The organism is Actinomycetospora termitidis, from assembly GCF_030286555.1.
Classification (GTDB): Bacteria; Actinomycetota; Actinomycetes; order Mycobacteriales; family Pseudonocardiaceae; genus Actinomycetospora; species Actinomycetospora termitidis.
This window is the reverse complement of the sequence record NZ_JASVWF010000001.1, coordinates 539,086-552,731: the sequence shown is the minus strand read 5'-3', so window position 1 is coordinate 552,731 and position 13,646 is coordinate 539,086. Positions and strand designations below refer to the sequence as shown.

Here is a 13,646-nt window from a genome sequence, read left to right as displayed (position 1 = left end):
CCCCTTCCGGACCAGCGAACGGCACTCTCGCAGCATCGACGTGCGCGAGAGTGCCGTTCGTTCGTTCCGGGGCGCCTCAGCGGGGCGCCGGGGCCCCCACGGGAGCCGCCGGCGCCGTCGTCACCGTCACCGAGCCGAGGAGCTGGGCGATCGCGGCCTCGACGTCCTCCTTCCAGGAGAACCCGGTGCGCATCTCCAGGCGCAGCCGCGGCCAGCGGTGGTGCGGGGCGACGGTCTTGAACCCGACGGCTCGCAGGAAGGCGGCGGGCAGCACGCAGGTCGGGCTGTCCTCGGGCGTGCGGCCGTGCGCCTCGGCCCGCGGGCGGTCGGCCGCGTCGCCGAACGCCTCCAGGGCCTTGACGCCGCGGCGGGAGAGGTCACGGACGACGTCCTGCACGAGGAGCCGGCCGATGCCGACCTCGGCGAAGTCCGGGACCACGTGCAGCCCGCACAGCAGCACGGCGTCCGCCCCCACCGGTGCGGTCGGGAACGCGGCGGCCCGGGGCACGGCCGCCGGCGGGGCGTAGAAGGCGTAGCCGGCCGGGACACCGTCGACGTGCGCGATCCGGCCGCAGGAGCCCCACTCGAGCAGGACGCCCGAGACCCAGGCCTCCTTCTCCAGCTCGAGGGTGCCGAACTCCTCGGCCTGGCTGCCCAGGTGCGGGGGGAGCTCCCAGTAGACGCATCGACGGCAGCCCTTGGGCAGTTCCTCGATGTTGTCGAGGGTGATCCCGACACACTCTCGCGACACCGACACTCCCGTCTGCCTCCACCCCGACCCCGGTCGGGCGGGTCGAACCCCGCCACCGGACCGGCCCTGGCATGCGTACTCTCCCGCGCCGCCCTCGACAATACGGGCGGACCGGGTCGGGTGATCGGCTGCGGGTCGTGGGCGCCGGGCGGTCGGCGGTGCGCGGCGTGACGACGCTCGCGCCGGGACGCGGGCCACGGCCGCGTAGAGTCGCGACGATCCTGTCGTGAAGATGATCACGGAGAGTCGCTGATGACGCCGACGCCCCCCGCCCCCCGGAACGACGCCCCCCACGGGGCCGGCGCGGCGGCGGCAGCGGACGCGGCGGCGGGCGGCTCCACCGGCGACCCCCACTCCCACCGCTACGCGGCCCGCACGGCCGGGATGACGGCCTCGGAGATCCGGGCCCTGTTCGCCGTGGCCAGCCGCCCCGAGGTGGTCTCCCTGGCCGGCGGGATGCCGAACCTGGCCGCGCTGCCGCTGGACTCGCTGGCCGTCGAGGTCGCCGGGCTCATCGCCGCCGAGGGCCAGGGGGCGCTGCAGTACGGCTCCGCCCAGGGCGTCCCGGTGCTGCGCGAGCAGATCGGGGAGGTCATGGCGTTCGAGGCCGGCTCGACGTCGGCCACCGGCGGCTTCCACCCCGACGACGTCGTCGTCACCGTGGGCTCGCAGTCCGCGTTGGACATGCTGACCCGCCTGTTCGTGGACCCCGGGGACGTCGTACTCGCCGAGTCGCCGTCCTACGTCGGCGCGCTGGGCTCGTTCGCCGCCTACCAGGCCGAGGTCCGCCACGTCGCCATGGACGACGACGGCCTCGTGCCCGCGGCGCTGGAGGAGGCCCTCGCGCGGCTGGCCCGGGAGGGCCGGCGGGCGAAGTTCCTCTACACGGTGCCGAACTTCCACAACCCGGTCGGCGTCTCGCTGTCCGCCGACCGCCGGCCCGAGATCGTCGAGCTGTGCCGCCGCCACGGGGTGCTGGTCGTCGAGGACAACCCGTACGGCCTGCTCGGCTTCGACGGCCAGACCTACCCGTCGCTGCGCTCGCTCGACCCGGAGAACGTGGTCTACCTCGGCTCGTTCTCCAAGATCTTCGCCTCCGGCCTGCGGGTGGGCTGGGCGCTCGCGCCGCACGGCATCCGGGACAAGCTCGTCCTGGCCGCCGAGTCGGCCACGCTGTGCCCGCCGGCGTTCACCCAGCTCGTGGTCTCCCGCTACCTCGCCACGCACGACTGGCGGAGCCTGGTGAAGTCCTTCCGCGAGATGTACCGCGAGCGCTGCGACGCCATGCTCGCGGCCCTCGAGGTCCACCTGCCCGACGGCTGCCGGTGGACCCGGCCCCGCGGGGGCTTCTTCGTCTGGGCGACCGTGCCCGAGGGCGTGGACACCCGCGCGATGCTGCCGCGGGCGATCACCGCACGCGTCGCGTACGCGTCCGGGACGGGCTTCCACGCCGACGGCTCGGGAGCCCGGCACATGCGGCTGTCGTTCTGCTACCCGCCGCCGGAACGCATCACCGAGGGCGTCCGTCGCCTGGCGGGGGTGCTCGACGGCGAGCTGGAGGTGCTGCGCACCTTCGGCCTGTCCGGGAGCGGCGCACGCCCGTCGTCGGGAGGCCCCGGACCGCAGGCGCCGGCGGTCGACACCGCCTGAGGCGTCCCGACGGCGGGTCGGGGCGGGCTGGTTAGGGTCCACGCGTGTCCACGCCAGCCGCCCCGCCCGTCCCGACCTCCGAGTGGACGGTCGCCGTCCTGGCCGGGGGCCTCTCGCACGAGCGGGACGTGTCGCTGCGCTCCGGTCGGCGGATCGCGGCCGAGCTGCGCGACGCGGGCGCGACGGTCGACGAGTGGGACACCGACGCCGCCCTGCTCGGCCGGCTGCGGGCGACGCGCCCGGACGCGGTCGTCGTCGCCCTGCACGGCGGCGAGGGGGAGAACGGCGCCGTGCAGAGCGTGCTGGAGCTGATGGGCGTGCCGTTCGTCGGCACCCAGGGCCGGGCCTGCCGGCGCGCCCACGACAAACCGAGCGCGAAGGCCGAGCTGGTCCGCGCCGGGATCGACACACCGGAGTGGGTCGCGCTCCCGCACACGACGTTCCGGGAGCTCGGGGCCGCCGCGGTGCTGGACGCGCTCGTGGCACGACTCGGGCTGCCGCTCATGCTCAAGCCCGACCAGGGCGGATCCGCGCTCGGGGCGCAGGTCGTCCGGGACGCGGCGGAGCTGCCCTCGGCGATGGTGGGCGCGCTGGCCTACTCCGAGACGGTGCTCGTCGAGCGCTTCGTCGAGGGGGTGGAGCTCGCGGTGTCGGTCGTCGAGGGCGACGACGGGCCGGTCGCGCTGCCCGCGGTCGAGGTGGCCCCGGAGAGCGGGGTGTACGACTACACCGCCCGCTACACCGCCGGCCTGACCCGCTTCCACTGCCCGGCCCGGCTCGACGACGCGGTGGCGCAGCGGGTGGCGGCGACCGCCGTCGCCGCGCACCGGGCCCTCGGGCTCCGGGACCTCTCCCGCACCGACGCGATCGTCGACGGGGAGGGTCGGGTGTGGGTCCTCGAGGTCAACGTGTCCCCGGGGCTGACCGAGACGTCGTTGCTGCCGCGCGCCATCGAGGCCGCGGGCCGGGACCTCGGCGAGGTGTTCGGGCTCCTCGTGGCGCGCGCGGTCACTCGCGGGGCCGACGTCCCGACGCCACGCTGATCCGTACAGACGATCTCAGGGCGCCCTCAGATCGTCGCTGAGCACCCCGGCGGTCATCCCGAAGGTGGGGAGCCCGGGAAGCCCTTCTGGTCCATCAGCGCGGCGATGCGCTCCAGATCGTCGACCGAGCCGAACTCGACGACGATCCGGCCCTTGCGCTGACCCAGCTCGACCTTGACCCGGGTGTCGTACGCGTCCGACAGCCGCTCGGCGAGGTCCTGCAGCCCCGGAGCGTGCAGCTTGCGCGCGGGGGCGCGACGGCGGGCCGCGGTCGGCTCGTCGCCCCGGGCGAGCGTCACCGCCTCCTCGGCCGCGCGCACCGACATCCCCTCGGCGACGATCCGGGCCGCCAGCTCCTCCTGGGCGCCGGCGTCCTCCATCCCGAGCAGGGCGCGGGCGTGGCCGGCGGACAGCACACCGGCCGCGACCCGGCGCTGTACGGCCACGGGCAGCCGCAGCAGACGGATGGTGTTCGTGATGGCGGGGCGACTGCGGCCGATGCGGTCGGCGAGCTGCTCGTGCGTCACGTCGAACTCGGTCAGCAGCTGCTGGTAGGCGGCCGCCTCCTCGAGCGGGTTGAGCTGGACGCGGTGGATGTTCTCCAGCAACGCGTCGCGGAGCAGGTCGTCGTCGGAGGTCTTCCGCACGATGGCGGGGATGTGCGTGAGCCCCGCCCGCTGCGCGGCCCGCCAGCGGCGCTCGCCCATGACGAGCTCGTGGGTGAGCTCGACGCCGGCCTCACCGGACACCGGCGTGTCGAGCTCGCGGACGACGATCGGCTGCAGGAGCCCGAACTCCCGGACGGAGTGCTCGAGCTCGGCGAGGGCCTCCTCGTCGAAGACGGTCCGTGGCTGGCGCGGGTTGGCCCGGATCCCGTCGACCCGGACCTCGCGGTAGACGGCGCCGGCGACGGTGCCGCCCTCATCCACGGGGGGCGCCGGCTCCGGCGCGGGCGGGAGGTCCGGGCGGGTGCGCTGGCCGATGACGACGTCAGCGGCGCGCGTGCCCACGCCCGGCCGCGCGTCACCGCCCGGCTCCGGAGGGCCGGTCGGGATGAGGGCGGCGAGTCCGCGGCCCAGGCCGCCCCGACGCTCGGTCATGCCCGCTCTCCCGCCGCTGCGCCGGCCCGCTGATCGGCGACCGCGGCCCGCATCGCGAACTCGCGGGCGGCGTCGAGATAGCTCATCGCGCCGCGGGACCCCGGGTCGTAGGTCAGGACGGTCTGCCCGAAGCCCGGCGCCTCGCTGACCTTGACGCTGCGGGGGATGACGGTGCGCAGGACGAGGTCGCCGAAGTGGTTGCGGACCTCGTGGGTCACCTGGTCGGCGAGCTTCGTGCGGCCGTCGTACATCGTCAGCAGGATCGTCGAGACGTGCAGGCTCGGGTTGAGGTGCGACTGCACGAGACCGATGTTGTTGAGCAGCTGGCTCAGACCCTCCAGCGCGTAGTACTCGCACTGGATCGGGATGAGCACCTCGGGCGCCGCGACCATCGCGTTCAGCGTGAGCAGGCCCAGCGACGGCGGGCAGTCGACGAGGACGTAGTCCACGTCGAGCGCGTCGAGCGCCTCCGTGGAGAGCGCCTGCCGCAGCCGCGACTCGCGGTTCATCATCGAGACCAGCTCGATCTCGGCGCCGGCGAGGTCGATCGTCGCGGGGACGCAGAGCAGGTCGGCCGACCGGTCGCACTGCTGGGCGGCCTGGTCGAGCGTGAGCTCCCCGATGAGCACCTCGTAGATCGAGGGGACGCCGCTGCGGTGGTCGACCCCCAGCGCGGTGCTGGCGTTGCCCTGCGGGTCGAGGTCGACGACGAGGACCCGGGCGCCGTGGAGCGCCAGCGCGGCCGCCAGGTTGACGGTGCTCGTCGTCTTGCCGACGCCGCCCTTCTGGTTGGCCACGGTGATGACCCGCCGCCGGGTCGGGCGCGGCATCCGGTGGTCCTCGGGGTGCAGCACGCGCGCCGCGCGGGCCGCCTCCTCGGCGATCGGCGTCATGCCGCCGCCGTCGCCGTGCAGGACCTCACCCGCCCCGAGTACGCCGGCGCCCACCGCGGACACCGCCTCGCTCACGGCCTCCCGGACCTTCTCGGCACTCGCCCGGTCCGGCCGGGGCCGTGTTTCACGTGGAACGGCCTGTCCTTCGGTCACGAGGATCGATCCTTCCTGCCACGGCTGCGGCGCTGACCGGGGGGACCCGAGCCGACGGAGTCGTTCCTGTCGTTCCGGGTCCGCCGCTCCGTTCGATGTACCACCACGATGTGCGTGAGTGCGTCTCCCGCGCCGCGCGTGACGACCTCGACGTCACCACCGCCCGCAGCACGGAGCTCGACGGCGTCCCGGCGCACCTCGTCCTGTGCACTGGCGCCCTTCAGCGCAGCCAGTCTCCCACCCGGGCGGACGAGGGGGAGCGTCCAGGCCGCGAGTCGCCCCATCGGCGCCACGGCCCGGGCCGTGACGACGTCCGCCTCGCCCACCGCGCGTCGGGTCTCGCGCTCCTCCGCGCGGCCGCGCACGACGGTGACGTCCAGCTCGAGCGCTGCCGCGACCTCCTCCAGCCACGCGACCCGGCGGGCCATCGGTTCGAGGAGCGTGATGCGCAAATCCGGGCGCGCGAGCGCGAGCGGGATCCCGGGGAGCCCGGCGCCGGACCCGACGTCGACGACCGTGCTGTCCTCCGGGATCACCTGCCCGACCCACGCCGAGTTCACCAGGTGCCGGTTCCAGAGGCGAGGCAGTTCGCGCGGCCCGATGACTCCCTGCTCCATGCCGGGACCCGCCAGCAGCTCCGCGTAGCGCTGGGCCCGGGGGAGGGCGTCACCGAAGAGCTCCACCGCCTCCGGCGTGGGGGACGAGGGTCCGTCCAGCCGGTCCTGCTCCCCGAGGGTCACGAGCGACCGCCTGTTCCACGTGGAACAGCACGCGCCCCGCCGGCGGTCACCGCCCGGGCAGGACGACCACGCGACGACGGGGCTCCTCGCCCTCGCTCTCGCTGTGGACGCCGTCGACGGCCGCCACGGCGTCGTGGACGATCTTGCGCTCGAACGGCGTCATCGGCCGCAGCTTCTGGCTCTCGCCCGAGTCGCGCACCTCCTCGGCGGTCCGGCGGCCGAGGTCGGTCAGCTCCGAGCGGCGGTGCGACCGCCAGCCCGCGATGTCGAGCATCAGCCGGTTGCGCGTGCCGGTGGACTGCTGCACCGCGAGCCGGGTCAGCTCCTGCAGCGCCTCCAGCACGTCACCCCGCTGGCCGACGAGCTTCTCGAGGTCCTTGCCCCCGTCGATGCTCACGATCGCCCGTCCGGCCTCGACGTCGAGGTCGATGTCGCCGTCGAAGTCGAGGATGTCCAGCAGCCGCTCGAGGTAGTCGCCCGCGATGTCGCCCTCGCGCACGAGGACGTCCTGCGTCGACGTCTCGCCCTCGCCGCCCGAGGCGGCCCCGGCGGTGTCGCCGGTGTCGGCGCTCTCGGAAGTGTCGGCGCTGCGGCCCTCGGCCTTGCCGTCCGACTCCAGGGTCTCGGACACGGCTTGTCTCCTCTCGCCGGGCCGCGCGCTGCGGCCCTCCGGTCCCTCCGGCCGATCCTCACGGGGCGAGGCACGGCCTGCGGGTGTTGGTCGATCGGTCCCGACCCCGTCCGGGGTGACCGGACCGCGGGGTCGAACGGGTCAGCGGCGCTTCTTGGACTTCTTGCCCGGGCGGGACGAGGCCAGCTGGCCCGACCCCCGCCCGTTCTTCGACGAGCCTCCGCCGCTCTTGCCCGCCGGGGAGTTCACCTTGCCCGGGGCGGCACGGCCGCTGCTCTTCCCGGTCGTCGGACGTGCCCCGGGGCGCGGCTTGCTCGGCGCGGCCTCGACGGTCGCCTCGTCCTGCGGCTCGTCGGCGGGCTCGGATCCGTTGCCGGACGCGGTCACCCGCTTCGGCTTCTGGCCGGGCTTCGGGGCGAGGAGGTCACGCTGGGCCGCGGCCTGGGCGCGCTGCTCCTCCTCCTCGCGCGCGATCTTCCCGTAGACCAGGTACTGCTGGGTCAGCGTCCAGGAGTTGTTCGAGAGCCAGTACAGCAGGATCGCGATCGGGAAGAAGACACCGAAGACCAGGACACCGAGCGGGAACAGCCACATCGTCAGCTTCTGCATGATCGCCGCCTGCGGGTTCGCGGCGGCGGCCGGCGACTGGTGGGCGGCCGAGACGCGGGCGGTGAAGTGGGTCGCGACGCTCGCGACGATCATCAGCGGCAGGGCGACCGGGATGACGTGGGCGTTGAAGTCGCTGAAGTTCAGCGAGAAGGAGCCGACCGCCTGCAGGTTCCCGCTGATCGCGTCGGAGAGCTTCGCCCCGAAGATCGTCGCGTTGTCGAACGACTGGATGTCGGCGTAGCTGAAGACGTAGTTGTAGGCGTAGTCCAGCCGGAAGCCGCGCAGCACGTGGAACAGACCGATGAAGACCGGGACCTGCACCAGGACCGGCAGGCAGCCGCCCAGCGGGTTGACGCCGTGCTCCTTCTGGAGCTTCTGCATCTCCTCCGCGAGCTTCTGGCGGTCGTTCTTGTACTTCTCCTGCAGCTTCTTGATCTGCGGCTGGAACTCCTGCATCTTCCGCATCGAGCGGACCTGGCTGACGAACGGCTTGAACAACAGCGCGCGCAGGGTGAAGACCAGGAAGATGACCGCCAGCGCCCAGGCGAAGCCGTTGTCGGCGCCGAAGAGGAAGCCGAACACCTTGTGCCAGAACCACAGGATGCCCGAGACCGGGTAGTAGATGAAGTTCAGCACGACGCTTGCTCCTCGCTGGTGGGGGCTCCGGCTCCCCGGGGGGCGGTGCGACCGGTGTCGGGTGTCGCCGGTCGGCGACGACGGCGTGGGGGAACGGGGTCCGGGCCACCAGGGTGCCAGGGCGCGCACTTGAGAAGGCGCACCACCGCGAGATCACTGCCCAGCAGGACACCGTGCACGCGGACCGCCTCGACGGCGTAGGCGCTGCAGCTCGGCTGGAACCGGCAGTGCGGCGGGAACATCGGTGAGATCCAGCGCCGGTAGACGCCGAGGAGCGCGATCACGAGCCGGGCCGCCGGTCCGGGGCGCCGGGAGTACCCGGGCGCGCCGACGTCGGCTTGCGTCCGGGCCTGCGTCACGTCGTCCCCCTCACCGGTGGCACACCGTGTGGTCGGGCTCCATGGTGCCCGCGACGTCCGTCGTGGGCGAGGAACCGGCACCCGGTCGTACCTCGCCACCCCTCGTCCGGACCCGCATCAGCCGTCGGCCCGGTCCGACCCGACCACGTGCAGCCGGGGCGCGAGCCCCAGCCGTCGCAGGGCGCCGTCGAGGTCCTCCGCGAGCTCGGCCGACGTCGCACCCGCCGCAGCCGGATGGGCTCGGACGACCAGCGCGGTCCCCGACGGCAGCCGGCCGAGACGCTCTGCCGCCACGTGTCGCAGGCGGCGGGTCACCCGGTGCCGCTCGACCGAGTTGCCGACGGTCCGCCCGACCACGAAGCCCGCGCGGGGCGGTCCGGCACCGTCCGCGGAGGTCAGCGCGTGGACCGACAACCGACGCCGGCCCGCCTTGCGCCCACGGCGCAGCACGAGCCGGAAGTCGTCCGGCCGTCGGACCCGGTGCGCCCGGGGCAGCACGTGCGCGCTCTCGACCCGCGACGGGTCAGGCGGACAGCGCGGCGCGGCCCTTGCGGCGGCGGTTCGCCAGCACCGCACGGCCGGCGCGCGTCGACATGCGCAGCCGGAAGCCGTGGGTCTTCGACCGACGACGGTTGTTCGGCTGGAACGTGCGCTTGCCCTTGGCCACGACTGAGAACTCCTGCGTCGGCTCACCCCGGATCGTGGGAGAGCGCGGGTCACCCGGGGCACGTCGACGCGCCCAGGCGCGTGCCTGGGACGACGGACCCGGATCTGGTCTCGACCAGAGTAGCCCAGGCCCCCGTCGACACCCGGAACCGGCCCCGCCGCGGCCGGACACCGCGGCCTGCGCGATCATCGACACCGCACGCCCTCCGTGACCGGTGGACCTCACGGCCGTCAGGGAGGTTGTGGGTGGGGACGCGGCCTTGTTAGCGTCCTGCACCCCGCCACGACCGGGCGCCGCCGAGGGATCGGACGCCGGCGCCACATCCGGGCCGCGGGGGACGAAGCGGTGGGGGCGGGCACGCGTCGCAGCGTGCGCAGGGGCAAGGTACGGACCTCGGAGGCGGGGGCCCGTGCCGTCGACGGCGGATCGTCGTGCACAGTTGTGGACAAGCCTGTGGACGCGCGCGCCCGGGGACGAGTGCCGGGGGACGGAGAGGCTCACCGATGACGGACCAGCTCTCCGATCTCGACGAGACCTGGGCCCGCGTCGTCGCCGAGCTCGCCGGTCCGCGCACCGACGGCGCCTCGCTCTCCGCCCAGCAGCGCGCCTGGATCCGCGTGACGCGCCCGCTGGGTCTGCTCGACGACACCGCCCTGCTCGCGGCGCCGAGCGAGTTCGCCAAGGAGGCCATCGAGCGGGCCCTGCGCGATCCCATCGTCGACGCCCTCTCCCGTCAGATCGGCCGCCCCGTCCAGCTCGCGGTCCGCGTCGACCACAGCGGCCGCGGTGGGGACGGCGCCGTCGTCGGCCCCGAGACCTCGCCGCTGCCGCGGCTCTCCGGCGGCGAGTTCGACGGCCACGGCTACGCCCGGGGTGCCCGCGGGACCGTCGAGGACGACGGCGGCCCGGACACCGGTTACCTGACGGGGAGCGAGCGGTCGCACCGCGCGGACGCGATCGCCGCGGCCGCCGGCGTGGGTCGGGTGACGCACAACCCGGACCGGTCGCACCCGGAGGAGGAGGTCGACGAGGTCCGTGACGGCCTCGCCGCCGTCCACGAGATCTGGAGCCCGCCCGGACGCTCCTCGTCGTCGGGGCGCACCGAGCCCGAGCCCGCCGGCGACGGCGCCCGCGGTGCTCCCCGCTCGCAGACCAAGCTGAACGAGAAGTACCTCTTCGACACCTTCGTCATCGGCGCCTCGAACCGGTTCGCCCACGCCGCGGCGGTCGCGGTCGCCGAGGCCCCCGCGCGGGCCTACAACCCGCTGTTCGTCTGGGGCGACTCCGGGCTCGGCAAGACCCACCTGCTGCACGCCGTCGGCCACTACGCCCAGCGCCTCTTCTCCGGCATGCGGGTGCGGTACGTGTCGACCGAGGAGTTCACGAACGACTTCATCAACTCCCTGCGCGACGACCGCAAGGTGGCCTTCCAGCGCCGCTACCGCGACGTCGACGTGCTCCTCGTGGACGACATTCAGTTCCTCGAGGGCAAGGAGGGGACCCAGGAGGAGTTCTTCCACACCTTCAACACCCTCCACAACGCGAACAAGCAGATCGTCGTGTCCTCGGACCGGCCGCCGAAGCGGCTGGAGACCCTGGAGGACCGGCTGCGCACCCGCTTCGAGTGGGGTCTGATCACCGACATCCAGCCGCCTGAGCTCGAGACGCGGATCGCGATCCTGCGCAAGAAGGCGGCCGGCGAACGGATGGCCGCGCCGCCCGAGGTCCTCGAGTTCATCGCCGATCGCATCGAGCGCAACATCCGCGAGCTCGAGGGCGCGCTGATCCGGGTCACCGCCTTCGCCTCGCTCAACCGGCAGCCGATCGACCTGCAGCTCGCCGAGATCGTGCTACGCGACCTCATCCCGGACTCCCGGCAGTCCGAGATCACCGCGCCGACGATCATGGCGGTGACGGCCGAGTTCTACGGGGTCTCCATCGACGACCTCACCGGGCCCGGGAAGACGAAGGCCCTCGCCCTGGCCCGCCAGATCGCGATGTACCTCTGCCGCGAGCTCACCGACCTCTCGCTGCCCCGCATCGGGCAGATGTTCGGCAACCGTGACCACACGACGGTCATGCACGCCGACAAGAAGATCCGTAAGGAGATGGCGGAGCGGCGCCGGACCTACGAGCAGGTCCAGGAGCTCACCGCGCGGATCAAGCAGCGCGCCCGGAGCTGAGCTCTTCCCGACGGCGGCCCGGGCCGGCCCGCGGAGGCGAGCCGGTACCGAGTGCGACGTGGCGCAGGTCCCGCGGCGCTCGAGCGTGCGTGGTGTCGCCCTCGCTCGTCGGTCGCCGACCTCCTCGGCCCGGTGCCGAGTGCGCCATGACGCAGGTCCTGGCGCCTCGGAACCTGCGTGGTGTCGCACTCGCACCCGGAGATTCCGCCCGGTCCGCCCTGTCGCGGGTTTCCGCACGTCTGCCGGCACCTTGTCGCCGGGAATCCCCGCGACAAGGCGCTCATCCACCGTCGAGAACCCCCGACAGGGCCCGGCTAGGGAGCCCGGTCCGGCACGGGAGCCAGGAGTCGGCCCTCACCGCACCATCGCCACCGCGGCCGCTCCGTGGTCGACGAACGGCCGGCGGACACGCTGAGGAGCCGGCTCCGGTACCCGGAGTGAGGATGATCCGGACATCCGACGCGGGAGGGATGAAGGGTCACCCTCGACCGGCGTCACCGCTCGTCCGGCGCCCGCGCCACGCGTGCCGTCCATCGTGCCCCGGTAGCACACCGCGATCGTTCGACTCCCGATCGACCCACAGCTGGGGACAAGTCTGTGGACAGCCGTGGAGAACGGGTGGACGGAGGTCCGAGCGGGAGGGGGTGCCCGGCCTCCGTCCACCTGACACGCCGATCCGTCCCCGGATCGGGGGGTGGACGGAGGTCCTCGCTCCACACCGGGTCGGGCCGCCCGACCTGCGGCGACGACGGTGCTCCACAGCGCCCACAGGACCTACTGTCACTGCTGTTCTTCCTCTCTAGGAGAACTACAGAGAAACAGGGCCTGGGGAGGAACGGACGCCGCGAGGCTGCACAGGGCCGGAGTGTCGTACCCCCCTGGCAGGCTCTACCGTGACGACCTGCCCGGATCCGGGGTCGCCGCACGCCCGCCACGACGTCAGGAGAGCACCGATGAAGTTCCGCGTGGAGCGCGACGCCTTCGCCGACGCGGTGGCCTTCGTCGCGCGCAGCCTGCCCAGCCGCGCGCCCGTGCCGGTCCTCGGCGGCGTCCTGCTGGACGCCTCCGACGACGGGACGCTCACCGTCTCCGGGTTCGACTACGAGGTCTCGGCGCGCGTCGAGGTGCCGGCGATGATCGGGGACGGCGGCCGCGCGCTGGTCTCCGGGCGCCTGCTCGCCGACATCACCCGGTCCCTGCCGCCGCACCCGGTCGACCTGACCGTCGACGGTCCGCGCGCCTCGCTCACGTGCGGCAACGCTCGGTTCAGCCTCCCGACCATGTCGGCCGAGGACTACCCCCAGCTGCCCGAGATGCCGCCGGTGGTCGGCGAGCTCGCCCCGGAGGTCTTCGCGCGGGCCGTCTCCCAGGTGGCGGTGGCCGCCGGCCGGGACGACACGCTGCCGATGCTCACCGGCATCCGGGTCGAGATCGACGGCTCCTCGCTGACGATGGCGGCGACCGACCGGTTCCGCCTCGCGGTGCGGGAGTTCACCTGGGAGCCCGGTGCCGACGCCGCGGCCGCCGACGGCGAGCCCACGGCGATCCTGGCCCCGGCCAAGACGCTCTCCGAGGCGGCGAAGACCCTGACGTCGGCCGGCGGCACGATCGAGCTCGCGCTCGGGCGGGGTGACGGGCTGCTCGGCCTGTCGGGGGCCGGGCGCCGGTCCACCACCCGCCTGCTCGACGCGGAGTTCCCCCGCTACCGCCAGCTGCTCCCCAAGGAGCACACCTCGGCCGCCGTGCTCGAGGTCGCGCCGCTCGTCGACGCCATCAAGCGCGTCTCGCTGGTCGCCGAGCGGGGCACGCAGGTGCGGCTGGAGTTCGACGAGGGCTCGCTGCGCCTCACCGCCGGGGGTGACGACGAGGGGAGCGCCGAGGAGCAGCTGCCCTGCTCGTTCGCCGGCGAGCCGCTGACGATCGCGTTCAACCCGGGCTACCTCCTCGACGGTCTCGGCGCCCTCGGCTCGGAGTACGCCCACCTCTCGTTCACCACGCCCAGCCGGCCGGCGCTGCTGCGGCCCGCGAGCGCACCCGGGGAGAGCGACGCGGCCGCCGCCGGGGAGGTCGCCGCGGACGAGGCCTCGACCACGGCGGTCGAGCCCGGCCCCGGTGGCGACGTCGAGTTGCCCGAACCCCGCCCGGGGTACCTGTACCTGCTGATGCCGGTGCGCCTGCCGGGCTGATTCCCGCCGTCCCCGGGACACGGGGATCGATCAGGGGTACGACGA

13 protein-coding genes are annotated in these 13,646 nt (G+C 73.8%); 4 read left to right on the top strand and 9 right to left on the bottom strand.

Features of this window, described 5'->3' with window-relative positions; genetic code table 11:
• Positions 1-76: 76 nt before the first annotated feature.
• Complete coding sequence (locus tag QRT03_RS02750; protein WP_286050917.1) at positions 77-751, bottom strand: GNAT family N-acetyltransferase; 675 nt, start codon at positions 749-751, stop codon at positions 77-79.
• A 252-nt stretch (positions 752-1,003) separates the two neighbouring features.
• Here QRT03_RS02750 and QRT03_RS02745 point away from each other — a divergent pair, with 252 nt between their 5' ends.
• A complete protein-coding gene (locus QRT03_RS02745) occupies positions 1,004-2,401 on the top strand; it encodes an aminotransferase-like domain-containing protein (protein ID WP_286050916.1) in 1,398 nt (465 codons plus the stop codon).
• 44 nt (positions 2,402-2,445) lie between these two features.
• Complete coding sequence (locus QRT03_RS02740; RefSeq protein ID WP_286050915.1) at positions 2,446-3,444, top strand: D-alanine--D-alanine ligase family protein; 999 nt, start codon at positions 2,446-2,448, stop codon at positions 3,442-3,444.
• Between the two features lie 53 nt (positions 3,445-3,497).
• On the opposite strand, the gene QRT03_RS02735 is transcribed toward QRT03_RS02740, so the two are convergent.
• The 8 genes from QRT03_RS02735 to rpmH all read right to left on the bottom strand — a co-directional run bounded on the left by QRT03_RS02735 (position 3,498) and on the right by rpmH (position 9,232).
• The gene (locus QRT03_RS02735) at positions 3,498-4,544 is read right to left on the bottom strand and encodes a ParB/RepB/Spo0J family partition protein (protein WP_286050914.1); all 1,047 of its coding nucleotides are present in this window, start codon (positions 4,542-4,544) and stop codon (positions 3,498-3,500) included.
• Positions 4,541-5,437 carry a ParA family protein gene (locus QRT03_RS02730; protein ID WP_286052036.1) on the bottom strand — a complete coding sequence of 299 codons (897 nt, stop codon included), beginning with the start codon at positions 5,435-5,437 and terminating at the stop codon, positions 4,541-4,543. Before QRT03_RS02730 ends, QRT03_RS02735 begins: the two co-directional genes overlap by 4 nt.
• A 149-nt stretch (positions 5,438-5,586) precedes the next feature.
• Positions 5,587-6,330 carry a 16S rRNA (guanine(527)-N(7))-methyltransferase RsmG gene (gene rsmG, locus QRT03_RS02725; protein WP_286050913.1) on the bottom strand — a complete coding sequence of 248 codons (744 nt, stop codon included), beginning with the start codon at positions 6,328-6,330 and terminating at the stop codon, positions 5,587-5,589.
• Between the two features lie 46 nt (positions 6,331-6,376).
• Entirely contained in the window at positions 6,377-6,961 is a 585-nt protein-coding gene (locus QRT03_RS02720; protein ID WP_286050911.1) for a Jag family protein, read from the bottom strand.
• A gap of 141 nt (positions 6,962-7,102) precedes the next feature.
• On the bottom strand, positions 7,103-8,206 hold the full coding sequence (gene yidC, locus QRT03_RS02715; protein WP_286050910.1) for a membrane protein insertase YidC: 1,104 nt from the start codon (positions 8,204-8,206) through the stop codon (positions 7,103-7,105).
• On the bottom strand, positions 8,200-8,490 hold the full coding sequence (gene yidD / locus QRT03_RS02710) for a membrane protein insertion efficiency factor YidD (protein ID WP_345783237.1): 291 nt from the start codon (positions 8,488-8,490) through the stop codon (positions 8,200-8,202). Before yidD ends, yidC begins: the two co-directional genes overlap by 7 nt.
• Positions 8,491-8,682: 192 nt before the next feature.
• A complete protein-coding gene (gene rnpA / locus QRT03_RS02705) occupies positions 8,683-9,063 on the bottom strand; it encodes a ribonuclease P protein component (RefSeq protein ID WP_286050908.1) in 381 nt (126 codons plus the stop codon).
• Between the two features lie 25 nt (positions 9,064-9,088).
• Positions 9,089-9,232, bottom strand: coding sequence for a 50S ribosomal protein L34 (gene rpmH / locus QRT03_RS02700; protein WP_230750295.1), 144 nt, complete (start codon positions 9,230-9,232; stop codon positions 9,089-9,091).
• Positions 9,233-9,735: 503 nt separating this feature from the next.
• On the opposite strand from rpmH, the gene dnaA reads away from it, so the two are divergent.
• Positions 9,736-11,415 carry a chromosomal replication initiator protein DnaA gene (gene dnaA, locus QRT03_RS02695; RefSeq protein ID WP_286050907.1) on the top strand — a complete coding sequence of 560 codons (1,680 nt, stop codon included), beginning with the start codon at positions 9,736-9,738 and terminating at the stop codon, positions 11,413-11,415.
• A gap of 953 nt (positions 11,416-12,368) precedes the next feature.
• On the top strand, positions 12,369-13,601 hold the full coding sequence (gene dnaN / locus QRT03_RS02690) for a DNA polymerase III subunit beta (RefSeq protein WP_286050906.1): 1,233 nt from the start codon (positions 12,369-12,371) through the stop codon (positions 13,599-13,601).
• The last annotated feature ends 45 nt before the right edge of the window (positions 13,602-13,646 follow it).

What these genes read in the sequence shown, in the direction of transcription:
- QRT03_RS02735 (WP_286050914.1), bottom strand. Translation starts at nt 4,544, where the DNA reads ATGACCGAGCGTCGGGGCGGCCTGGGCCGCGGACTCGCCGCCCTCATC.
- QRT03_RS02745 (WP_286050916.1), top strand. Translation starts at nt 1,004, where the DNA reads ATGACGCCGACGCCCCCCGCCCCCCGGAACGACGCCCCCCACGGGGCC.
- dnaA (WP_286050907.1), top strand. Translation starts at nt 9,736, where the DNA reads ATGACGGACCAGCTCTCCGATCTCGACGAGACCTGGGCCCGCGTCGTC.
- dnaN (WP_286050906.1), top strand. Translation starts at nt 12,369, where the DNA reads ATGAAGTTCCGCGTGGAGCGCGACGCCTTCGCCGACGCGGTGGCCTTC.
- QRT03_RS02730 (WP_286052036.1), bottom strand. Translation starts at nt 5,437, where the DNA reads ATGACGCCGATCGCCGAGGAGGCGGCCCGCGCGGCGCGCGTGCTGCAC.